Genomic DNA, 21606 nt, shown 5'->3' with positions numbered 1-21606 from the left:
CCCGGCGCCCGCCGCCCGGCTGTCCCGGCGCCCGCGGTCCCCTGTCCCAGTCCCCACGGCCCCGGTGCGAAGCCCACCAGCACCGGCATGACCGGCACCAGCGCGGCCGCCGCCGTCGTCAGCCGCCGCCGTCGGTGCGCCGTGAGCCGGTCCGGGGGAGTCGGCAGCCGGTTCACTCGCCGGGGCCCTGCCCCTGCGAGGTCGGCCAGGAGCCGAACACGCCCCGGTCCTCGTCGAGTTCGACCAGGCGGTGCATCTGGTCGCGGAACGCGGCGAACACAGCGGCACCTGCGGAAACCCGCCCGCCGCCGTGGCCGGGTAGTGCGGCAGCCAGTCACCAGGCGCCCGGGTTCAGAGGGTCAGGAGCATCGCCACCATCGCGATCCCCATCGACAGCCGGCAGGCCCGCGCCAGCTCCGGCCGGTCGCCCCACCCGAGGCCCCCGCCACCCGCGGCGACGGGCACCAGCCGGACGCCGGACAGCAGTACGTACCCCATGAAGTACAGGAGCAGAGCGCCCGTCACGAGAGGGACCCCGGAACCGCCGTGCCCGCTCTCGTGGCCGGGTGAGGCGGCCATCGCGACCGCCATGTAGACCATGGCCGAGGCGCCCACCAGGTGGTGCAGATGGTGTGCACCCGCCCGCGCCGACCACAGGGCGTGCAGCGCGGCCGCGCCGAACACGGCCGCGTAGGCGGGCCAGGCCCACGACGGCGGCGTGAACCACGCGGCGGGCACCGCCATCGCCGCCATGCCGAAGCCCATCAGCGCCTCGCCACCCGCGGCCCGGCGCTGCTCCTCGACGTGGCTGCGCATCCGCAGCAGACAGTAGGCCCCGGTCGCCGCACACAGCGCGACCAGCAGCCAGCCGTGCGAAGCCGGTCCGTGCACGCGCACCCTCCCCGCTCGACGCTCTCGGACAGTGCGTCGATGCCCGGGACGTCCGGTGCGCACGCGAGCGCAAGGGTGTACACGGGGAGCATTCGGCGGAGCACGGCAGGTAGCGGCAGGTAGCGGCAGGTCCCCCATGTATTTCACAGGTAAAACACTTGCTAAGGTGATGGGTGTGAAACTGCTGACGGGTACGAGCACTCGCCTTCCGCTCGCCGGAGTGCTGCGCCTCGGCCGGCCCCCGGAGATCTGGTTCAAGCCCGCCCTGAGCGTGGTCGTCGCCGTGGCCCCGCCCAACCTCGCCCTCCTGGTGCTCGACCGGCTGGACCTGGCGATGTACACGATGGCCGGGTCCCTGTGCGCGCTCTACGCCCACAACCGCCCCTACGCCGCCCGGGCCCGCGCCCTGGCGTGGGTGGTGCTCGGCATGCTCACCGGTCTCGCCACCGCACTGGTCGCCGCCTCCCTCACCGCGAGTGCCGTCGTACTGGTCACCGTCGGCTCGGTACTGGCCGCCGTGCAGAAGGTCCTCTGCGACGCGACCCGCATCGGCCCGCCGGGCAACGTGGTCCTCACCTTCATCAGCTCCGCCGCTCTGTTCGCCCCGCAGTCCCTCGCCCAGATCCCCGGCCACCTCGCGCTGGCCGCCGCTGCCGGCGCCTGGGCCTGGCTCGTCGGCATGGCACCCGGCCTGCTGCGACCGCACGGCCCGGAGCGCCGGGCCACCGCGGCCGCCCTGGACGCGGCCGCCGCGTACGTCGAGACGGGCGGCACGGGCGAGGACCGTGCGCGGGCCCACACCACCGCTGCCGCCGCCGTACAGGCCGCCCGGCAGTCGCTGTACTCCGCGGGCCGCCCCTGCGAGACCCGCCGCGCCCTCGAACGCCTCGTCGTCCGCGCCGAGGTCGCCCTCGCCGCACCGGCCGACGCCGACCCCGGGCTGCTGCGCACCTGGGCCCGGCAGGTGCGCGGCAGCCGACCTGTGCCGGAGGTCGACGACCTCGCGGGCCTCGGCACCGAACTCTCCTCACCGTCCCGCCCGTTGTGGCGCCGCCTCGGCCCCCTGGCCCCGCTCGCCGTGCGCACCGCCCTCGGCTGTGCCCTCGCCGGTTACCTCTCCCTCGCCCTGGGGATCGGCCGCCCTTACTGGGCCCTGGTCACCGCGGCCTCCCTCTACCAGGCGAACCTCACCCTCACCTGGGGCCGTGGTGTCCAGCGCGTCGTCGGCAACCTGCTCGGCGTCCTCCTCTTCGCCGCGCTCGTCCCCGTCGCCCACACCGGCGAGGTCGCCCTCGTCCTGTGCTGCCTGGCGCTCAACTTCGGCGCCGAGGCGCTGATCGGACGCAACTACTGGCTGGGCAGCGTCTGCGTGACCCCGTTGGCGCTGCTCATCACCGAGTTCACCGGGTTCCAGGAGCCGGGGCGGCTGATCACCGAGCGGGTGGTGGACACCCTGGTCGGCGCGCTGGTCGGACTGGCAGCCGCCGTGGCCGTGCCCGACCGGCGCCGGCAGCGGGTCGTGCGCGCCGAGCGGACCGGACCCCGTACGCTCGCGGCGACGGGGCGGAGTCAGGGGCCGTGCCCGGACCAGCGCACAGGCGACACGACGGAGGGCGTACGGCCATGACGGGGACCAACGGCGGGCCGACCGGGACGAGACGGGACACGGTGGCCGCCGTGGTCCGGCAGTGGCAGGCCGTCCATCCCGACCTCGACACCGCACCCATGGAGATCATCGGCCGCATCAACCGCTGCGCCGCCCTCCTGCAGCAGGCCGAGGACGCTCCGCTGCGCCGGGTGGGCCTCAGCCGCCCCGAGTTCGACCTGCTCGGCGCGCTGCGCCGCACCGGCCATGAGCTGACCCCCAGTGAACTCACCCGCGAGACCTTCTCCTCGGGCGCCGCCGTCACCAAACGCCTCAAGCAGCTGACCGAACGCGGCCTGGTGGAGCGCCGCGGCGACACCCGTGACCGCCGCGTCGCCCACGTCCGTCTCACGGACGCGGGCCGGGACCTCGTCGACGGCGTCCTGCCCGAGCAACTCGCGTACGAGACGACCGTACTGTCCGGCGTCGACCCGCAAGGGCAGGGCGAACTGGCGGTTCTGCTCGGCGAGTTGCTCGGCCAGCTGGAAGGCCGGCTGGGGACGCCGCGCGGCTGACCGGACCAGGGCCCGTCACTTCTCGTCGGCCGCCCGGTACACGCCGAACATCGCCCCCTGCGGGTCCCGCAGCACGGCGATGCGCGGTCCCTCGGGGACGGAGGTGGCCTCCATGAGGACGGTGCCGCCCGCCTCCGTGGCGTCCGCGGACGTCATGTCCACGTCGTCCACGGCGAAGTAGGGCAGCCAGTGCGCCGGAACCTCGTGCGGGAACTTGTCGTCCATCGTCACCATGCCGCCGAAGTCGGCGCCGTCGATGCCCCACTGCGTGTAGTGCTCGGAGGCGTTGACGCTCCAGCCGAACACCGTGGTGTAGAACTCCACGGCCCGTTCGGGTACCCGGGTCAGCAGCTCCACCCAGCCCAGCGAGCCGGGCGCGCTGAGCAGCCCCGCGCCCGTGAAGGACCGCGCCTGCCACAGCTGGAAGGCCGCACCCGTCGGGTCCATGGCGACCGCGAAGCGGCCCACGTCGAACACGTCCATCGGACCGACCAGCACCGAGCCGCCGGCCTCCGTCACCCGCGCGGCGGCGGTGTCCGCGTCCGGCACCGCGAACGACACGTTCCACGCCACCGGCTGACCCTCCTGGTACAGCGGCGTCAGCGCGGCCACCGCCGCGTCCCCGAGGTGGGCGATCGTGTAGCCGCCCGCTTCCTGGCGGGGATCGGTCTCGGCGCGCCAGCCGAACAACCCCTCGTAGAACCGCTTCGCCGCGGCCAGGTCGTCGGTCCCGAGCTCGGTCCAGCAGGGCCCGCCGGACACCGGCTTGTCGAGCTTCATGGCGTTCCTTCCGCAGACAGGCCCCTCCAGCACGCTAAGCCCCGCCCCGGGCCCCGGCCATCCGGCGAAACCCCTGGAGGCGGGCGCCGCCACCGCCGTACCCTCTCTCCCGTACCGCACCGCATGGCGGCCTCCCGACACCGTTCTCCGACCGGAGGTCCCGCATGCCCGCACTCGAGGTGCGCCCCTTCCGCCGCGCCGACCGCGACCAGCTCACCGACCTGATCAACACACTTCCCCACTCTCGACTTCGCTCGAGCGGGGGGACCCCCATCGCCGCCGTCGTACCCGGCGCCTCCGTCTCCGTGAACACGGTGCTCAGCGCACTGGAGCGGCAGCCGGACGAGTTCATCACCGACCCCTGGGTGAGCGAGCGCGTGACCCTCGTCGCCGAGCAGCGCGACCACGTCGTGGCCGCCGCTCATCTGCTGCGCTACCGGGCGGACGACGAGGTCGGCCCGGACTACCGGGACATCGGCGAGATCGACTGGTTCGTCCACCATCCGCCGGCCTCCTTCCGGCCGGACTCCGACGAGGCCGCGGACCTGCTGATGAGCGCCTGCCTGGCCCGGCTGGCCCGCTGGAACGTACGCGCCCGGTACGCGAGCGGCGAGCTCCCCGCCCCGGCCGTCTACGGCGTGCCCCGCAGCTGGCCGCACATCCGCGCCGTCTACGAGCGGGCCGGCTTCCGGCATGTCGGGGACACCGAGGTGATCCTGATCGCGCACGTGGCCGACCTGCCGCACCGCGATCCGCGGCAGGGCGTCACCGTCGACCGCACGCTGGGGGAGTGCGGCACCCGCCTCACGGCGTACGACGACTGCCGCGCCCTCGGCTTCGTCGAGGTCGACACATCCCTGTCCCGGCCCGAACGCCACCCCCGGGGCACCGGCCTCGCCGACATCGGCAACCTGCACATCGACCCGTCGGCGTACGGGGCGGGCCTGGAGCACTGGCTTCTGGGGCAGGCCGCCGACTGGCTGCGCCTGTGCGGCGTCGACCGCCTCCTCGCCTACGAAGCGGCGACCGACCGCACGATGATCGACCACCTGACCTCGGCCGGCTTCCGGGAACCGTCCCGCACCGACCGCCGCTCGCAACACCACCCGGAGTGAGTCAGATCCCCGGCCGGTACCGCAGCGGATGATCCGCCGGCACCTCCACCAGCACGATCCGCGTCCCGTCCGGATCCTCGATCCACATCTCGACCAGCCCCCACGGCTCCTTCACCGGCGGCCGCACGATCTCGACCCCCTTGCCCCGCAGCTCGTCGTGCGCCGCCACCACGTCCTCGACCTGCAGCCACAGCTGGACGGCCGGGGACGGCGGGGCCTCGGAACGGCCGGAGACCTCCAGGAAGCCACCGCCGAGGAAGTAGACGGTGCCGCGCTGCCGCCCCGTGCCGAACTCGCGGTAGACGGCGAGCCCCAACTGCTCGCCGTAGAAGGCACGGGAACGCTCGGGGTCGGTGGGGTGGAGGAGGGTCCGTCCGCTCAGTACGTGCACCATGCAGCCGGAGCCTAGTCGCGCGTTACGCTCAGCGGTGCCCGAGCCGCGCCCGAGAGTGGAGATGCGCACCATGGAAACCGCCGCGACGCCCGAAGCCACCGGACTCACCTTCCGCGACGCCACCGACGCAGACGTGGACGCGCTGGTCGCGCTGATCGAGTCCGCCTACCGCGGGGACGCCAGCCGGGCCGGCTGGACGACCGAGGCGGACATCCTCCAAGGGCAGCGGACCGACCCGGAGGGCGTGCTGGCGGTCATCAAGGCCGCCGCCAGCCGGGTGCTGACGATCGAGCGGGACGGCCAGGTCGTCGCCTGCTGCCAGCTCGAACACCGCGGCGACCACGCCTACTTCGGGATGTTCGCGGTCAGCCCCGCACTCCAGGGCGCCGGCCTCGGCAAGGTGATCATCACGGAGGCGGAGCGGCAGGCCCGCGAGACCTGGGGCGCGACCGAGATGCACATGACCGTGATCTCCGTACGGAATGACCTGATCGCCTGGTACGAGCGGCGCGGCTACCGCCGCACGGGACGGATGACCCCGTTCCCGTACGGCGACGAGCGCTTCGGCATTCCGCAGCGCGCCGACCTGCAGTTCGAGCTGCTGGTCAAAGAGCTCGCGTAGTCCTTTGCGGGTGGACAGCGCCCCTGAAGGGGCGCGGGGCTGTGTTGGATATGTGGCCACCGCCGCGCGGGCGCGACCAGCCACGACGGCGCAGCAGACGATCGACGGCCCACGTGGCACCACCCACGGCACGACCCAGCGGAGCGCTCACGCCGTGAAGCGGCCGGTGCGCTTGATCTCCGGGTAGTCGGTGGTCGCGCCGTCCAGTTGCAGCGCCCGTACGAGACGCAGGTGGTCCTGGGTGTTGACCACCCAGCCGATGATCCTGAGGTCCGCCTTGCGGGCGTGCTCCACGACCTCCAGGGTGAGCCGGCGGACGTTGAGGCAGACGGTCGCGGCGCCGACCGCGACGGCGCGGTCCACGATGTCGGTGCCGTAGCGGCTGGCGATCAGCGCGGTCCGTACCCCCGGCACCAGGCGGGCGATCTCGGCGACCGCGTCGTCGTGGAACGAGGACACCTCGACCCGGGAGATGAGGTCACGTCCGGTCATCACCTCGGCGAGCGCCCGTGCCGCCGCGACGTCCTTGATCTCGGCCTGGAGCGGCGACTTCACGGCGTCCAGGACCTCTTCGAAGACCGGGACGCGCTCGCCGCGGCCCGCGTCCAGGGCACGCAGCTCGGCGAGGGTCTTGTCGGCGATCGCGCCGGTGCCGTCGGTCGTGCGGTCCACGTCGGTGTCGTGCATGACGACGAGGGCGCCGTCCTTGCTCAGGTGGAGATCGAGTTCGATGACGTCGAGGCCGGCCTGCTGGGCGGCGACGAAGGAACGGAGGGTGTTCTCGGGTTCGACACCCATGACTCCGCGGTGACCGATGGTAAGGAAGTTCAAGATTCAACTCGCTTCCGTCGACGGCGGCTCGGCGTGCGCGCGAACCGGAGCGGAGTGTTCGCACGGCAGGGCCGCAGCCTAGTGGCCCCGGCGCGTGATGAACCCCACGTGTACACAGGGTTTGCGGCGATGGACATGGCGTGCCTGGGGCACGCGCCCTCGGGCGGTCACCCTGGCGTGGGCGAGTCCCGCAGGGATTGACCGGCCCGGCGCGGTCCTGTGCCGACCGGACCCCCGTATGCCCACGCGGGGCCCGAGTATGCGCCGTCTCGGTGGCCGACAGGAAAAAGTGCGGTGACCATGAGGGTGCACAGGATAATTTCCGGAGGCTCCTCTTGCTGGGAGAAACCTCGTATGTATACGGTCTCCTTACGTGAGGTTCTCCCGTGGAGGATGGGGCATGACGGAAATTCTTGTGCAGGCGGCTTCGGGGGAGCAGGTTCCTCCCGCGACCAGGGTGGTGGAGCACCCGGCGTGGCCGGTGCTCAAGGATGCCGTGGAGCGGATCCGGCCATGGCAGTCCAAGGACGGGTCGATCGACTTCGAGGCCGAGGGTGCGCCCGGGCGCGCGGACGCCGAGGCCGCCGTACGGCGTGTCGTGGAGGCCGTCGAGGAGCTCTCCGCGCTGCTGCCGCACGACGCCGCGTACCACCAGGCCCTGATGAAGGACCTGAGCCGCTGGGCCGAAGGCGGCTTCGAGGTGCCGGACTTCCTCGACTCGCTGCTGGCCTTCCAGCCCGCCGCGAACCGCGCGGACGGCCTGCAGCACCTGGTCGTCTTCCCGATGTACACGCAGAACGGCAACCCCGACCGCAACCTCGAGGCGGTCGTGCTGCGCATGGTCTGGCCGGACTGGCTGGCCGAGCTGGAGCGCACCCGCTACGACAACCCGCTGTTCTGCGGCATCAAGTTCGAGGACTTCACGGCCGGCTACGACACCAACTCCGCGGTCCTCTTCCCGGAGACCATCGCCGTGCGTGAAGCGCCCGAGCGGTTCACCTGGGGCGGCATCTTCTGCGACCGCGAGGCCGCCCGCTTCCGCCGCGTCACCGACGCCGCCGTCGACATCCTGGGCCTGGAGCTGCCCGAGGACATCGCCGCGATGGTCCACGACCAGAAGCGCTGCGAAGAGGCATTCGTGCTGTGGGACATGGTCCACGACCGCACCCACAGCCACGGCGACCTGCCGTTCGACCCGTTCATGATCAAGCAGCGCCAGCCGTTCTGGATGTACGGCCTCGAAGAGCTGCGCTGCGACCTCACCGCCTTCAAGGAGGCCGTGAAGCTGCAGGACGACGGCGTCCCGCAGGCCCGTGACGTGCAGTACGCGGTGCTGTTCGACCGAATGTTCCGCTTCCCGGTCACCGGCGAGCGCGTGCGCAACTACGACGGCCTCGGCGGCCAGCTCCTCTTCGCCTACCTGCACAAGCACGACGTCGTCCGCTGGACCGACAACAAGCTGTTCATCGACTGGCAGCGCGCCCCGCAGGTCACCAACCAGCTGTGCGCCGACATCGAGACGCTGTACCGCGACGGCATCGACCGCCCGAAGCTCGTCCACTGGTTCGCCGGCTACGAGCTCGTCTCCACCTATCTCGCCCCGCACCCGGGATCCCGCTGGGCCAAGGGCCCGGACGCCCTCGACCTGACCCAGCCGCCGCGCAAGCTCGTCGATGACGTGCTTCCGGACGAGTTTCCGCTGAGCATGTTCTATGAGGCCCTGTCCAAGAAGCTGAAGAACGTGATCGCCTCCACCAAGGGCATCACGGCGGACAGCGCCGAGCGGGTCGCCGCGTGAGCGACCGCACCATTACTGCTCAGGAGGCGAAGAAAATGGCGGGGAACGGAGCACTCAGCGGTGCGGTGATCGCGGTGGCCGGTGCGGGCGGGCCCGCAGGCCAGGCGGCGCTGCTACGGCTGGCCGAGGCGGGCGCGACCGTCATCGGCTCGGACAACGACCCGGAGCGGCTCGCCGAGGCCGTGGACGCGGCGAGCTACGCGCACGGCGGTGCCACCGTCGTCGGCGACACGGTCGACCTGCTGGACCGCGAGGCGACCCGTGACTGGGCCACCCGGATCGAGAAGGACTTCGGCCGCGTCGACGGCCTGGTCCACCTCGTCGGCGGCTGGCGCGGCAGCGAGACCTTCGTCAAGACGAGCCTCGACGACTGGGACTTCCTCGAACTGCTGCTGATCCGCACCGTGCAGCACACCTCGCTGGCCTTCTTCGAGGGCCTGCAGCGCAGCGACCGCGGACGGTATGTGCTGATCAGCGCCGCCGGCGCCTCGAAGCCGACCGCGGGCAACGCCTCGTACGCCGCCGCCAAGGCCGCCGCCGAGGCCTGGACGCTCGCGCTGGCCGACGCCTTCCACAAGGCCGGGGGCCCCGACGGGCCGACGTCCGCGGCTGCCATCCTGGTGGTGAAGGCGCTGGTGCACGACGCGATGCGCGCCGAGCGACCCAACGCGAAGTTCGCGGGCTTCACGGACGTCAAGGACCTGGCCGATGCCGTCGTCGGCGTCTGGGACAAGCCCGCCGCCGAAGTGAATGGAACCCGTCTGTGGCTGACCGAGAAGCCGTGAACCCTCCGAAGACCGACGCCCGTCGTCATCACGACCCGGACGTCCGCGGTTTCGCCAGTGACAACTACGCGGGGGCCCACCCCGAGGTGCTCGCCGCCCTGGCCCTGGCCAACGGCGGGCACCAGGTCGCGTACGGCGAGGACGACTACACCGAGAACCTCCAGCGGATCGTCCGCAGCCACTTCGGCGCCACCGCCGAGGCGTTCCCGGTGTTCAACGGCACCGGCGCGAACGTCGTCGCGCTCCAGGCGGTCACCGACCGCTGGGGCGCGGTGATCTGCGCCGAGAGCGCGCACATCCAGGTCGACGAGTGCGGGGCGCCGGAGCGCGTCGGCGGGCTGAAGCTGCTCACCGTGCCCACGCCCGACGGCAAGCTGACTCCCGAGCTGATCGACAAGCAGGCGTACGGCTGGGAGGACGAGCACCGGGCGATGCCGCAGGTCGTCTCGATCACCCAGAGCACCGAGCTCGGCACCCTCTACACGCCGGACGAGATCCGCGCGATCTGCGACCACGCCCACGCGCACGGCATGAAGGTGCACCTGGACGGCGCCCGGATAGCCAACGCGGCCGCCTCCCTGAACGTCCCCATGCGGACGTTCACCAACGCGGTCGGCGTCGACATCCTCTCCCTCGGCGGCACCAAGAACGGCGCGCTGTTCGGCGAGGCGGTCGTCGTCCTCAACCAGGACGCCGTCAGCCACATGAAGCACCTGCGCAAGCTGTCCATGCAGCTCGCCTCCAAGATGCGCTTCGTGTCGGTGCAGTTGGAGGCCCTGCTCGCCAAGGACCTGTGGCTGCGCAACGCCCGCCACGCCAACGAGATGGCCCAGCGGCTGGCCGAGGGCGTCCGCGCCGTGCACGGCGTCGAGATCCTCTACCCCGTGCAGGCCAACGGCGTGTTCGCCAAGCTCCCGCACGACGTGAGCGAGCGCCTGCAGAAGAGGTTCCGCTTCTACTTCTGGGACGAGGCAGCGGGCGTCGTGCGCTGGATGTGCGCCTTCGACACGACCGAGGAGGACGTGGACGCGTTCGTGGCGGCGCTGAAGGAGGAGATGGCCCGCTAGGCCGTCCCCTCCCTCAGTTCCCGCAAGACCGCTCAGCCGTTGACGACGATCGCGGCGCTGTTGTTGCGCAGGTTCGGGTCGAACTTCCTGATCTCCAGCTCGGGCATGTCGTTGACGGTGCTGACGGTCGCCCGCGCACCGCGTACCACCCGCTCGATCTGCAGCGGGATCTCGAAGGTGTGGGACGCCCGGTCGTGCAGCCAGATGGGCGTCGCGCAGAAGTAGTAGGTCGCGGGGCCCGGGTCATCCGGCTCCGACGACCAGCAGTTGTCCATGTCGAGGACCTTGGTGCCCTCCGGCGCCTGGAACCGCACCACGGCGACCGGGGCGCCCGCGCCCAGCGACGCCACCCACGCCGGGCCGCGGTTGTACACCGTGACGCGTGCGGTCACGGTGTCGCCGACGGCCCCGCGCACCTTGCTGCCGGTGAGCTTCAGGTCGGCGGTGTTCCTGGCATCGAGGATGACGGCCCGGTAGTTGTCCGAAAGGTCGAGGTCGTCCTCCCCGGCGGCGGCCCGCTGCGCCGCCACGGGCCGCAGGTTCAGCTCGGAGCCCGTTCCCGGGGTCCACGTCCCGTCGCCGCGCGCTTCTGCCAACGCCTCGTCGGAGTACGGCAGTACGGAGTGGTCGAACCGCTCGTACAGCGCCTTGCGCCCCACATGGAGCCCGGTCACCAGCTCGTACTGCTCACCCGGAGCCACCGCCTCGTCCAGCACGCACAGCGCGGACGTACCGGTGGCGTGCTCCCGGTACTCGCAGTTGGAGTGCCGGTCCTCGAACCGCAGCCCGTACGACGCGTTGAGCCACAGCAGCGTACGGTCCACGGCACGATTGCCGTTGTTGGCGACCGTCGCCCGCACCTGGGTGTTCGTGCCGGGCGTGAGGCCCCGCTGGTACTCGGCCTGGCTGAGCCCGAGGTCCGGGCCGTCGCCCAGGGTGATCCGGGTCTCCGCCGGATACGCCGTCAGCTCCCCGGCGGCGGCCGAGTAGCGCACGTACCCGGACGCGCTGAGGTCGGCGTCCGGCAGCGCGCCGATTCCGAGCCGGGCCGCCGCCACGCCGTCCGTCCCGGCCGAAATCGCCGGGAAGTCGCAGACCGCCTTGACCGCCGACTCGGGCACGCAGTTCGCGGGCCACGACACCCGCGCGAAGGACGCGATCTCGCTCGCGTCCACGGTCAGTCGGCCGGCCGGCACACCGTTGTCGGTGTTGTCGTGGGTGACCCGCACATCAAGGGGGCGCTCCCGCGCCCCGCCGTCCGCGTCCGGCGCGGGCAGCACCGTCTCGGACGGTACGTTGATCCACAGCTGGTCGGACGAGGCATGCACGGGCCCGGCCCCGACCGCGGCCAGGGCACAGCCGGCGACCGCTGCTCCGAGCAGGCGACGATGCTTCATGACTTTCCCCCTTGTCGACGCTCTGTCGGAGGCCAGACCCGCGGCCCGGGGGACGGGTTGTAGCCGGATGTCTGGTTGCGGCGATGTTCAGCCGTTCTCGGCCCCGTGCAGTCGGCGTGCGGTGGCCGGCATGTCCTCGTCGGAGACCTTGGTGCCGCCGATGGGCTTACCAGGCAGAACGGGGGTGCCGTACGGCCGGCGTGGCCACGTGGAGCTCGGAGCGGAGCACGGGGACGAGACGGGTTGGCTTCGACGAGCTTGTGCGCGTCGGTGATCACGCCGGACTCGTTTCACGAGTGCGTTTCATAGTGCAGGGGGAAGGAACCGAGCAGGGCATCGGTTGCCTGGCCGGCCGGCTCGCCCGCACTCCTTGAAATGGCCCGGCTCGCCGCCCAACCATCCAACAGGCCGACGGCACCGCTTCCCCTACCTGGTAAGGAACCACGCCATGACCACCCCGCACGCCTTCCCCCTGACGCCCACCCCTGTCCATGTGTCCGACGAGGTCCTCGATGACCTGCGCACCCGTCTCACATTGACCCGTCCGCCGCTGGACGAGGGGAACGGGGACTGGTCCTACGGCGTCCCGGACAGCTATCTGCGTGAGCTGGTCGCCTACTGGCCCGACGGCTACGACTGGCGCAAGGCCGAGGCCGCCATCAACGTCTACGAGCACTACCAGGTGAGCGTCTGCGGTGTCCCGGTCCACTTCATGCGCAAGCCCGGCCGCGGCCCTCGCCCGATCCCGTTGATCCTCACCCACGGCTGGCCGTGGACGTTCTGGCACTGGTCGAAGGTGATCGACCCGCTCGCCGACCCGGCGGCGTTCGGCGGTGACCCCGCCGACGCGTTCGACGTCATCGTGCCGTCCCTGCCCGGCTTCGGTTTCCCCGGCCCCCTCACCGGCTTTTCGGACGTCAACTTCTGGAAGGTCTCAGACCTCTGGCACACCCTGATGACCGAGACCCTGGGATACGAGAAATACGCCGCCGGGGGCTGTGACATCGGCGGAATCGTCTCCAGCCAGCTCGGCCACAAGTACGCCGACGAGCTGTACGGCATCCACATCGGCTCCGGGCTGCCGCTCGACTTCTTCAGCGGCCCCCGCGCCTGGGACTTCGCCCGGAACCGGCCCCTCACCGACGACCAGCCCGCCGACGTCCGCGCCCGCATCATCGAGCAGGACCACCGCTGGGCGTCCCACCTCGCCGTGCACATGCTCGACGGCGCCACCCTGGCCCACGGGCTGAGCGACTCACCCGCCGGACTGCTCGCCTGGCTGCTGAAGCGCTGGACCGCCTGGAGCGACAACGGCGGGGACGTCGAGTCCGTCTTCACCAAGGACGACCTGCTCACCCACGCCACGATCTACTGGGTGAACAACTCCATCGCCACGTCGATGCGTTACTACGCCAATGCCAACCGCTACCCCTGGGCCCCCGCCCACGACCGCACCCCGGTCGTGCAGGCCCCGGTCGGCCTCACCTTCGTCACGTACGAGAACCCGCCCGGCATCCACACCGCCGACGAGCGCGTCCGGGCATTCAAGACCGGCCCGCAGGCCGACTGGTTCAACCACGTCAACGTCAACGCCCACGACCACGGCGGCCACTTCATCCCCTGGGAGAACCCCGACGCCTGGGTGGGCGACCTGCGCCGCACCTTCCACGGCCGCAGGCCCTGAACGACCCTGCGGGCGCGTCTGGCGACGGGCCGGGCGAGCGTTGCCTGTCGGCATGGAGGTGCTTGAGCCAGGCCGGCAGTGCCGAAGTCGAGCCGGGTCGCCCCGCTACTGGTTCGCCACGAAGTCCCCACTGCATACCTATGCGGAGAGCGGAAAATAAATTGACCCAGGCCTGCGCTGACATCTACGCTCAACTGCCATGCAGATGATCCAGCAAACCGCCGACCTGTCCGCGTACTTGGCCGCTGACGAGGCGATCGACCATCACCACCCGCTCGTCCGTGAGACGGCTGCGAGGCTCGCCGACGGCGTGGCGGACTCGTATGAATATGCGCGGGCGGCGTTCGAGTTCGTGCGGGACACCGTTGCCCACTCACAGGACTCCGGCGATCTCCGCGTCACCTGGCGCGCCTCCGACGTCCTGGAACAGGGCACCGGCATCTGCTACGCCAAGGCCCATGCGTTGGCCGCGCTGCTGCGGGCCGAGGACATCCCGACCGCGCTGTGCTACCAGAAGTTCGAGGTGGTACACGGGCTGGTCGCCGTACGGTTCAACGGCGCCTGGCATCGGCAGGATCCGCGGGGCAACAAACCGGGTGTGGACGCCCAGTTCTCACTGGACGGCGAGCAGCTGGCATTCGAGCCCGATCCTGCGTCAGACGAGATGGATTGTCCGGTCCTGTACGCCGCACCCCACCCGGTCGTGCTCGACACCCTCAAGGCCGCCCTCGACCGGCCACATCTGTGGCGGACACTCCCCACCGCACTCTGAAGTTCAGCCCGGGGGCACAGATCGCGGTCCGTCCTCGGCCGGCGGTCCAACAGCGCGCCCCGAAGGGGCGCGGGGTCGTATCGATATGCGCCTCCGCCGCGCGGGCATGACAAGCCACGACGCCGCCGCAGCCGACCGACGACACATCGCGGCACTACCCAGCCGCACTACCCAGCGGAGCGCCTAGCGGGCGTCGGCCTCGCGCACCTGCTCCGGCGTCGGTGCCGTACCGCCGAGGTGGGCCGGCATCCACCAGGTGTCGTCGGCGTCCTTCGGGCGCACCGGGTAGGCGCGCTGGGCGGCCTCGAGGAGTTCCTGGACGCGCTCGCGCAGCTGCCGGGTGATCGCACCCGCGTACTTGTCCTTGGACGCCTCGATCGCCTCGCCGACCCGGATCGTGATCGGGGTGTGGCTGCGCTTGAAGTTGCGCGGGTGGCCCTTGGTCCACAGTCGCTGGGTGCCCCACACGGCCATCGGGATCAGCGGCACGCCGGCTTCCTGGGCCATTCGCGCGGCGCCCGACTTGAAGCTCTTCAGGGTGAACGACTGTGAGATCGTGGCCTCCGGGAAGACCCCGACGATCTCGCCGGACCTCAGCGAGTCCAGGGCGTGCGCGTACGCCGCCTCACCCTGCTTGCGGTCCACGGGGATGTGCTTCATACCGCGCATCAGCGGCCCGGAAATCCGGTGCCGGAAGACGGACTCTTTCGCCATGAAGCGAACGAGACGTTTCTGCGGGAGCGCCGCCAGTCCGTTGAAGACGAAGTCCAGGTAGCTGATGTGGTTGCTCACCAGCACAGCTCCGCCCGAGCGCGGAATGTTCTCCGACCCTTTGCAGTCGATCTTGAGGTCCCACGCCTTGAACAACGTCTGGGCGAAACCGACGACGGGACGGTAGACAAGCTCTGCCATGGACGGGGTGGACCCTTCCTTCTGTGCCTGGGAAGGAAGCTCCCAGTGGAAAGTTACGCAGCCGTAGGTTTACGGCTTGTCGCAGATCGTGCCCCAAGAACGCCCGAGGGCCAAGCCCAAGTGCCGGTGAATGGCGAGATCCTCGTCACGTCCACCCCATGATCCACCTCGGATTTTGAAGCCGCCTTTACTCCGCGCGCACCGTCACCCTTCGCACGAGCAGGTACATCTCGCACCCCAGGCAGTAACCGAAGGCGGCGTTCAGGAAGGCCGCCGCGAGCGCGGCCCCGGTCGCGGCCAGCGCCAGCCAGTCCGGCCCGAGTGCGTACCCGGCCAGTCCGATGCCCGCGAAGACCAGCCCCACCGCCTGTGCGAACCGCGGCGGTTCCGGTGCCTCGAACTCGGTCGGCGGCCCGATCCGGGGGCGTACGGCCTTGCGGAACAGCCAGCCGTACGGCGAACGGCCCACCCCGCCCGCCGCGCCCAGGGCGAACGCCAGCGTCTGCCAGGCCAGCAGCCAAGCGCTCCCGGTGACCAGAACGACCGCCAGTACCACGGTCGTCACGGCCGCCCCGAAGCGCGGCCCCCTCACGTCGATGTCCATGAATCAAGCATTCCGCATCGGACAGGCTTCGGGGAGTCGGGAATCTTTGCAGTCTCGTGAAGGGTTGAGCAGGGTGATGACCGGACTTGTGGTGTGCGTGGTGGTGCTCGTCGCGGCGAGCGCGTACGGAGTGCTGCATCAGCGGCGGAGCGGGAGAGTACGGGTGCGCGGGCGGGACGACGGAAAGCGGCTCGGGGCGGCCGAGTTGGGCGAGGCGCTGGGCGAGCGCGCCACCCTCGTGCAGTTCTCCAGCACCTTCTGCGCACCGTGCCGGGCCACCCGGCGCGTGCTCGGCGAGGTGGCCGGCATGGTCCCGGGCGTGACCCACGTCGAGATCGACGCCGAGGACAATCTGGACCTCGTACGCCGGCTCGACATCCTCAAGACGCCGACCGTGCTGGTCCTCGACGCCGACGGCAACGTCGTACGGCGGGCCACCGGTCAGCCGCGCAAGGCGGACGTCATCGCCGCACTGGGCGAAGCGGTCTGAGGGGCCGTGATGCCGAGGGTGAGTCATCTCCCACATCCCGGAACCCACTTGACTGTGTGTGCCACCTATCGTCAGTCTGACCGTATGCCTGAGGAACTCCTTCTCTTCGGCCGGGCCCATGTCGACCTGGCCCGCACCGCGAGCGCGCGCTGTCCGGGCTGTTGAACGGCCACGGACCCGCACATCTCCCCTCGCAGAAGGACAACTCCATGACGGCCACGTCCGGCCTCGGCACCACCCAGCTCGCCTCTCCCGACCTGCTCCGCTCCGTCTTCCGGCGCCACGCGGCCGGAGTGGCGGTGATCACCGCCCGCGGCGAGACGGGCCCGGTCGGCTTCACCGCCACCTCCCTCACCTCCGTCTCCGCCGAGCCCCCGATGCTTTCCTTCGGCGTCGGCACCGGCGCCTCCAGCTGGCCGGCGATAGCCACGACGGACCACGTCGGTATCCACATACTCGGCGAGCACCAACAGGACCTGGCGGCCACCTTCGCCCGCAGCGGCGCCGACCGTTTCGGCGCGCCCACGGCCTGGCGCGAGGGCCCCGAAGGCGTCCCCGTCCTCGACGACGTCCTCGCCTGGATGGTGTGCCGGATCGTGGGGCGTGTGCCCGCGGGTGATCACCGCATCGTGCTGGCCGAGGTCCTCCTCGGTGACCCCGCCGGCCCCGGACGTCCGCTGGTGTATCACCAGGGCCGGTTCAACGGCCTGCGTGACTGACCTCACCGCACCGATGTGACCGAACCGGCCTTCCATCGTTCTGCGAAGCCGTCGGATTCCGATTACGCTGCGTTGCAAAGGTCACAGTTCAAAGCGCTTGCTTAGCGGGAACGAACTGGGTGTACTGACGAGTAATATTTCGCTCGGAGCGCGGGTCGTTCCGAGCGGGAACGGCCACTTGGGGCGCCTATGCTGCCTGCAAGTAGGCAGCAGAGAAATGTCGACGCAGTAGGAGAGCCGGCGTGAGCTTGAGGATCGTTGTCACCGTGAAGTACGTGCCCGACGCCACTGGCGACCGGCACTTCGCCGATGACCTGACCGTCGACCGGGACGACGTGGACGGTCTGCTCTCCGAGCTCGACGAGTACGCGGTCGAGCAGGCGCTGCAGATCTCCGAGAACTCCGACGACGACGTGGAGATCACCGTTCTGACGGTGGGCCCGGAGGACGCCAAGGACGCGCTGCGCAAGGCGCTGTCCATGGGTGCCGACAAGGCCGTCCACGTCGAGGACGACGACCTGCACGGCACCGACGCGCTGGGTACCTCGCTGGTGCTGGCCAAGGCGATCGAGAAGGCCGGCTACGACCTGGTGATCTCCGGCATGGCCTCCACCGACGGCACCATGGGCGTCGTACCGGCCCTGCTGGCCGAGCGTCTGGGCGTCCCGCAGGTCACCCTGCTGTCCGAGGTCTCCGTCGAGGACGGCACGGTCAAGGGCCGCCGGGACGGCGACGCCGCCTCCGAGCAGCTCGAGGCCTCCCTGCCGGCCGTCGTGTCGGTCACCGACCAGTCGGGCGAGGCGCGCTACCCGTCCTTCAAGGGCATCATGGCCGCCAAGAAGAAGCCGGTGGAGTCCTGGGACCTGTCCGACCTGGACATCGAGGCCGAGGAGGTCGGTCTCGAGGGTGCCTACACCGTCGTCGACGCCGCGGCCGCGCGCCCGGCCCGCAGCGCCGGCACGATCGTCAAGGACGAGGGCGAGGGCGGCAAGCAGCTTGCTGAGTTCCTCGCGAGCCAGAAGTTCATCTAAGGGTCTCTGGCCCGCTTGAGGCTCAACCCTCTTACCGCCCCTCAGACTTCGCAATCCGCAGGAGAGCAATCCCATGGCTGAAGTTCTCGTCTACGTCGACCACGTGGACGGTGCCGTCCGCAAGCCCACCCTGGAGCTGCTGACCCTGGCCCGCCGCGTCGGCGAGCCGGTCGCCGTGGCGCTGGGCAACGGCGCCGCCGACACCGCCGCCGCGCTCGCCGAGCACGGCGCGGTCAAGGTCCTCACCCACGAGGCCGCCGAGTACGCCGACTACCTGGTCGTCCCGAAGGTGGACGCCCTGCAGGCCGCCGTCGAGGCCGTCTCCCCGGCCGCCGTGCTGGTGCCGTCCTCCGCCGAGGGCAAGGAGATCGCCGCGCGTCTGGCGCTGCGCATCGGCTCCGGCATCATCACCGACGCCGTCGACCTGGAGGCCGGCGACGAGGGCCCGGTGGCCACCCAGTCGGTGTTCGCCGCGTCCTTCACCACCAAGTCCCGTGTCTCCAAGGGCACTCCGGTCATCACGGTCAAGCCGAACAGCGCTGCCGTCGAGGCCGCCCCGGCCGCCGGTGCGGTCGAGGCCCTGTCCGTCACCTTCTCCGCCCAGGCCACCGGCACCAAGGTCACCGGCCGCACGCCGCGTGAGTCGACCGGTCGTCCGGAGCTGACCGAGGCCGCGATCGTGGTCTCCGGTGGCCGTGGCGTCAACGGCGCGGAGAACTTCGCGATCATCGAGGCCCTGGCCGACTCCCTCGGCGCGGCCGTCGGTGCCTCGCGTGCCGCGGTGGACGCAGGCTGGTACCCGCACACCAACCAGGTCGGCCAGACCGGCAAGAGCGTGTCGCCGCAGCTGTACATCGCCTCGGGCATCTCCGGCGCGATCCAGCACCGCGCCGGTATGCAGACCTCGAAGACGATCGTGGCGATCAACAAGGACGCCGAGGCCCCGATCTTCGACCTGGTCGACTACGGCGTGGTCGGCGACCTCTTCGACGTCGTCCCGGCCCTGACCGAGGAGATCAAGACCCGCAAGGGCTGATCCCGCCCCGGGCTGAACGAGGCCCCCGTGACCGTCCGGCGGTCACGGGGGCCTCGTGTCATCCCAGGCTCAGGAACGCCTGCACGGGCAGGTGGTCGCTCGGGAACTGGCCGCCGTCCGAGAACGTGTTGATCGCCGCCCGGTGCGCCGTCACGCCGGGCGTGGACAGGATCCAGTCGATACGGTCGCCGTTCGGCGTCAGTGGCTTGTAGCCGTGGAAGGTCGCGTACAGCGCGCTGCGCTCGGGCGCGGAGTCCCAGGTGTCGACGAGACCGGCGCCGAGCAGCGTGTCGTACACCGTGTTCTTGTGGGCGGCGACATTGAAGTCCCCCGTCACCACGACCGGCAGGGCGCGGTCGAACCCGGCGATCCGCTGCGCGATGAGGGAGGCGCTGCGCTCGCGCGCGTACTGGCTCACATGGTCGAAGTGGGTGTTGAGGACGTAGAACTCCCGGCCGCCGTCGGCCAGATCGCGGAAGCGGACCCAGGTGACCATGCGGGCGAAGGCCGCGCCCCAGGTGTTGGAGCCGATCGTGTTCGGCGTGTCGGAGAGCCAGAAGTGGTCGTACGCGGTCGGACGGACGCGGCGGGAGTCGTAGAAGATCGCCATGGATTCGTCGCTGCTGCCGTGCAGTCGGCCGGTGCCCACCCAGTCGTAGTGCGGGCCGAGGTCGGAGTCGATGTCGAGCAGCTGCGAGAAGACGCCCTCCTGGGTGCCGATGACATGCGGGGCCTCCTGGCGCAGCAGCTCGCGCATCACCGGTCTGCGCACGGCCCAGCTGTTGGGCTCGGTGGTGCTCGCGAAGCGCAGGTTGAAGGACATGGCCTGGAGGCGCCGGCGGGCCGGGCGTTCGCCCGCCGAGGCGGACGAGGCGGACAGTGCTGTACTGGAGAGGGGCGCGGTGACCGCCGCGGCTAACGCGGCCTTCAGGCCCAGACGGCGCGTGACTCGGCTGTGGTTCGGCACTTCGGGCTCCTTCGGTGGGAACTGCCGGGCGAGTCGTGCGGGGCGTGCGTATGGAAGGGTGATACCGCGTCCTGAGATGGGCGTGAACATGGCGAGATGGTGGAGTGACTCCCCGTGGACACGGTGTTGACCAGGGGGAAGGTCCCCGGATAACTTCGTTCTACGGAATGTTGATTTCGTATAGCGGAAATCAGGAGGATGCGGGATGGGTCAGGGCCAGCAGGAGAAGGTGGCGACGAGCCTCGCGGGCGCCGTCAGCGAGGAGATCAGCGCCTCCCTCGCGCCGGTCGACGCCGAGCTGGAGCGCCGCTACCCCGGAGACCCCGGCGGACGCCAGCCCGTCCACACCGTCTACGTCCCCGGCGACGTCTTCGCCGCCGACACCATCCGTTCCTGGGGCGACCAGGCACTCGCAGCCCTCGACGAACACGCCCCGGACGCCGCGTCCTTCGCCGCCGTCCTCGGCCTGTCCGACGAACTCGCCGAGCCCGTCCACGCGCGCGTGCGCGCCAAGCTGGAGCGCGAGCCCATCGAGGACCTGCGCGTCGACTTCGAGGACGGGTACGGCCCCCGCCCCGACACCGAGGAGGACGAGGCGGCCGCCCGCGCGGCACGGCTGATCGCCGAGGCGTACGAGAACGGCACGGCGGCGCCGTACATGGGCATCCGCATGAAGTGCATGGAGGCGCCCGTACGTGACCGGGGCATCCGCACCCTCGACATCTTCCTCACCGGCCTGATGGAGGCCGTCGGCCTGCCCGACGGGCTGGTGCTCACCCTGCCGAAGGTGACGTACGCCGAGCAGGTCGCTGCCATGGTCCGGCTCCTGGAGGAGTTCGAGAAGGCGCGCGGGCTCGAGCCCGGCCGGATCGGCTTCGAGATCCAGATCGAGACCAGTCAGTCCATCCTCGCCACCGACGGCACCGCCACCGTCGCCCGGATGATCCAGGCCGCCGAGGGCCGAGCCACGGGCCTGCACTACGGCACCTTCGACTACAGCGCCTGCCTCGGCGTCTCCGCCGCCTACCAGGCCAGCGACCACCCGGCCGCCGACCACGCCAAGGCGATCATGCAGGTCGCGGCGGCGGGCACCGGCGTACGCGTCTCGGACGGCTCGACGAACGTCCTGCCGGTCGGCCCGACCGCCAAGGTCCACGACGCCTGGCGCCTGCACTACGGCCTCACCCGCCGCGCCCTGGCCCGCGCCTACTACCAGGGCTGGGACATGCACCCCGGCCACATCCCGACCCGGTACGCGGCCGTCTTCGCCTTCTACCGCGAGGGCTTCGAGCAGGCGGCCGCCCGGCTCGCCCGGTACGCGGGCCGGGTCGGCGGCGACGTCATGGACGAGCCCGCCACCGCCAAGGCCCTCGGCGGCTATCTGCTGCGCGGCCTGGACTGCGGCGCCCTCGACATCGCCGAGGTCGCCCGGCTGACCGGTCTGACCCGTGCCGATCTGGAGGGATTCGCGGCGCCCCGGCGCGGCGATCTGACGGTCTCCGCCAAGTAGCGGACCGGTCACAGCCGCTACCACCCGCCGGCGTTGTCACC

Annotated in this window: 22 protein-coding genes and 1 pseudogene; 14 read left to right on the top strand and 9 right to left on the bottom strand. The window is 70.8% G+C overall.

Annotated elements, in window-relative coordinates:
• Positions 1 to 44: 44 nt before the first annotated feature.
• Positions 45 to 348, bottom strand: a pseudogene (locus AB5J49_RS04230) (M56 family peptidase); the annotation flags it as partial.
• A 3-nt stretch (positions 349 to 351) separates the two neighbouring features.
• Positions 352 to 891, bottom strand: coding sequence for a DUF5134 domain-containing protein (locus AB5J49_RS04225; protein ID WP_369167117.1), 540 nt, complete (start codon positions 889 to 891; stop codon positions 352 to 354).
• A gap of 181 nt (positions 892 to 1072) precedes the next feature.
• Between AB5J49_RS04225 and AB5J49_RS04220 the strand changes: the two genes are divergently transcribed.
• Positions 1073 to 2518 carry an FUSC family protein gene (locus AB5J49_RS04220; protein WP_369175038.1) on the top strand — a complete coding sequence of 482 codons (1446 nt, stop codon included), beginning with the start codon at positions 1073 to 1075 and terminating at the stop codon, positions 2516 to 2518.
• Positions 2515 to 3051, top strand: a complete 537-nt coding sequence (locus AB5J49_RS04215; protein ID WP_369167116.1) for a MarR family winged helix-turn-helix transcriptional regulator — start codon at positions 2515 to 2517, stop codon at positions 3049 to 3051. Before AB5J49_RS04220 ends, AB5J49_RS04215 begins: the two co-directional genes overlap by 4 nt.
• Positions 3052 to 3066: 15 nt before the next feature.
• Here AB5J49_RS04215 and AB5J49_RS04210 read toward each other — a convergent pair whose 3' ends face one another.
• The gene (locus AB5J49_RS04210) at positions 3067 to 3831 is read right to left on the bottom strand and encodes a VOC family protein (protein WP_369167115.1); all 765 of its coding nucleotides are present in this window, start codon (positions 3829 to 3831) and stop codon (positions 3067 to 3069) included.
• A gap of 164 nt (positions 3832 to 3995) precedes the next feature.
• Between AB5J49_RS04210 and AB5J49_RS04205 the strand changes: the two genes are divergently transcribed.
• Complete coding sequence (locus AB5J49_RS04205) at positions 3996 to 4946, top strand: N-acetyltransferase family protein (RefSeq protein ID WP_369167114.1); 951 nt, start codon at positions 3996 to 3998, stop codon at positions 4944 to 4946.
• 1 nt (position 4947) lies between these two features.
• Here the strand turns inward: AB5J49_RS04205 and AB5J49_RS04200 are convergent, their stop codons facing one another.
• Positions 4948 to 5340 (bottom strand): VOC family protein, encoded by a 393-nt coding sequence (locus AB5J49_RS04200; RefSeq protein WP_369167113.1) that lies wholly within the window; start codon positions 5338 to 5340, stop codon positions 4948 to 4950.
• Between the two features lie 70 nt (positions 5341 to 5410).
• Between AB5J49_RS04200 and AB5J49_RS04195 the strand changes: the two genes are divergently transcribed.
• Complete coding sequence (locus AB5J49_RS04195; protein ID WP_369175037.1) at positions 5411 to 5962, top strand: GNAT family N-acetyltransferase; 552 nt, start codon at positions 5411 to 5413, stop codon at positions 5960 to 5962.
• A 147-nt stretch (positions 5963 to 6109) separates the two neighbouring features.
• Here AB5J49_RS04195 and AB5J49_RS04190 read toward each other — a convergent pair whose 3' ends face one another.
• A complete protein-coding gene (locus tag AB5J49_RS04190; protein WP_369167112.1) occupies positions 6110 to 6793 on the bottom strand; it encodes a glycerophosphodiester phosphodiesterase in 684 nt (227 codons plus the stop codon).
• A 400-nt stretch (positions 6794 to 7193) separates the two neighbouring features.
• On the opposite strand from AB5J49_RS04190, the gene AB5J49_RS04185 reads away from it, so the two are divergent.
• From AB5J49_RS04185 to AB5J49_RS04175, 3 genes are read left to right on the top strand one after another with little or no spacing between them, the layout of a single operon-like run.
• On the top strand, positions 7194 to 8591 hold the full coding sequence (locus AB5J49_RS04185) for a DUF6421 family protein (RefSeq protein WP_369167111.1): 1398 nt from the start codon (positions 7194 to 7196) through the stop codon (positions 8589 to 8591).
• 35 nt (positions 8592 to 8626) lie between these two features.
• Positions 8627 to 9376, top strand: coding sequence for an SDR family NAD(P)-dependent oxidoreductase (locus AB5J49_RS04180; RefSeq protein WP_369167110.1), 750 nt, complete (start codon positions 8627 to 8629; stop codon positions 9374 to 9376).
• A complete protein-coding gene (locus tag AB5J49_RS04175; RefSeq protein ID WP_369175036.1) occupies positions 9373 to 10443 on the top strand; it encodes a low specificity L-threonine aldolase in 1071 nt (356 codons plus the stop codon). The genes AB5J49_RS04180 and AB5J49_RS04175 overlap by 4 nt, the downstream gene beginning before the upstream one ends.
• Before the next feature lie 32 nt (positions 10444 to 10475).
• On the opposite strand, the gene AB5J49_RS04170 is transcribed toward AB5J49_RS04175, so the two are convergent.
• Entirely contained in the window at positions 10476 to 11840 is a 1365-nt protein-coding gene (locus AB5J49_RS04170; RefSeq protein ID WP_369167109.1) for a hypothetical protein, read from the bottom strand.
• A gap of 448 nt (positions 11841 to 12288) precedes the next feature.
• Here AB5J49_RS04170 and AB5J49_RS04165 point away from each other — a divergent pair, with 448 nt between their 5' ends.
• Together AB5J49_RS04165 and AB5J49_RS04160 are read left to right on the top strand one after the other, a co-directional pair.
• A complete protein-coding gene (locus AB5J49_RS04165) occupies positions 12289 to 13524 on the top strand; it encodes an epoxide hydrolase family protein (RefSeq protein ID WP_369167108.1) in 1236 nt (411 codons plus the stop codon).
• A 199-nt stretch (positions 13525 to 13723) separates the two neighbouring features.
• Complete coding sequence (locus tag AB5J49_RS04160) at positions 13724 to 14296, top strand: transglutaminase domain-containing protein (RefSeq protein ID WP_369167107.1); 573 nt, start codon at positions 13724 to 13726, stop codon at positions 14294 to 14296.
• A 183-nt stretch (positions 14297 to 14479) separates the two neighbouring features.
• Here the strand turns inward: AB5J49_RS04160 and AB5J49_RS04155 are convergent, their stop codons facing one another.
• Together AB5J49_RS04155 and AB5J49_RS04150 are read right to left on the bottom strand one after the other, a co-directional pair.
• On the bottom strand, positions 14480 to 15208 hold the full coding sequence (locus AB5J49_RS04155; protein WP_369167106.1) for a lysophospholipid acyltransferase family protein: 729 nt from the start codon (positions 15206 to 15208) through the stop codon (positions 14480 to 14482).
• 187 nt (positions 15209 to 15395) lie between these two features.
• A complete protein-coding gene (locus AB5J49_RS04150) occupies positions 15396 to 15812 on the bottom strand; it encodes a DUF4395 domain-containing protein (protein WP_369167105.1) in 417 nt (138 codons plus the stop codon).
• Between the two features lie 76 nt (positions 15813 to 15888).
• Here AB5J49_RS04150 and AB5J49_RS04145 point away from each other — a divergent pair, with 76 nt between their 5' ends.
• The 4 genes from AB5J49_RS04145 to AB5J49_RS04130 all read left to right on the top strand — a co-directional run bounded on the left by AB5J49_RS04145 (position 15889) and on the right by AB5J49_RS04130 (position 19088).
• The gene (locus AB5J49_RS04145; RefSeq protein WP_274236838.1) at positions 15889 to 16302 is read left to right on the top strand and encodes a thioredoxin family protein; all 414 of its coding nucleotides are present in this window, start codon (positions 15889 to 15891) and stop codon (positions 16300 to 16302) included.
• A gap of 209 nt (positions 16303 to 16511) precedes the next feature.
• Entirely contained in the window at positions 16512 to 17021 is a 510-nt protein-coding gene (locus tag AB5J49_RS04140) for a flavin reductase family protein (RefSeq protein ID WP_369167104.1), read from the top strand.
• Positions 17022 to 17263: 242 nt separating this feature from the next.
• Complete coding sequence (locus AB5J49_RS04135; RefSeq protein WP_369167103.1) at positions 17264 to 18052, top strand: electron transfer flavoprotein subunit beta; 789 nt, start codon at positions 17264 to 17266, stop codon at positions 18050 to 18052.
• 73 nt (positions 18053 to 18125) lie between these two features.
• Positions 18126 to 19088 (top strand): electron transfer flavoprotein subunit alpha/FixB family protein, encoded by a 963-nt coding sequence (locus AB5J49_RS04130; RefSeq protein WP_369167102.1) that lies wholly within the window; start codon positions 18126 to 18128, stop codon positions 19086 to 19088.
• Between the two features lie 58 nt (positions 19089 to 19146).
• Here the strand turns inward: AB5J49_RS04130 and AB5J49_RS04125 are convergent, their stop codons facing one another.
• Entirely contained in the window at positions 19147 to 20055 is a 909-nt protein-coding gene (locus tag AB5J49_RS04125) for an endonuclease/exonuclease/phosphatase family protein (protein WP_369167101.1), read from the bottom strand.
• 205 nt (positions 20056 to 20260) lie between these two features.
• Between AB5J49_RS04125 and AB5J49_RS04120 the strand changes: the two genes are divergently transcribed.
• On the top strand, positions 20261 to 21565 hold the full coding sequence (locus AB5J49_RS04120) for an aldolase/citrate lyase family protein (RefSeq protein WP_369167100.1): 1305 nt from the start codon (positions 20261 to 20263) through the stop codon (positions 21563 to 21565).
• Positions 21566 to 21606 lie beyond the last annotated feature (41 nt).

It is taken from the genome of Streptomyces sp. R28 (assembly GCF_041052385.1).
Lineage (GTDB): Bacteria > Actinomycetota > Actinomycetes > Streptomycetales > Streptomycetaceae > Streptomyces.
The sequence above is the reverse complement of the archived record's forward strand: the minus strand, read 5'-3'. Positions and strand labels throughout refer to the sequence as shown.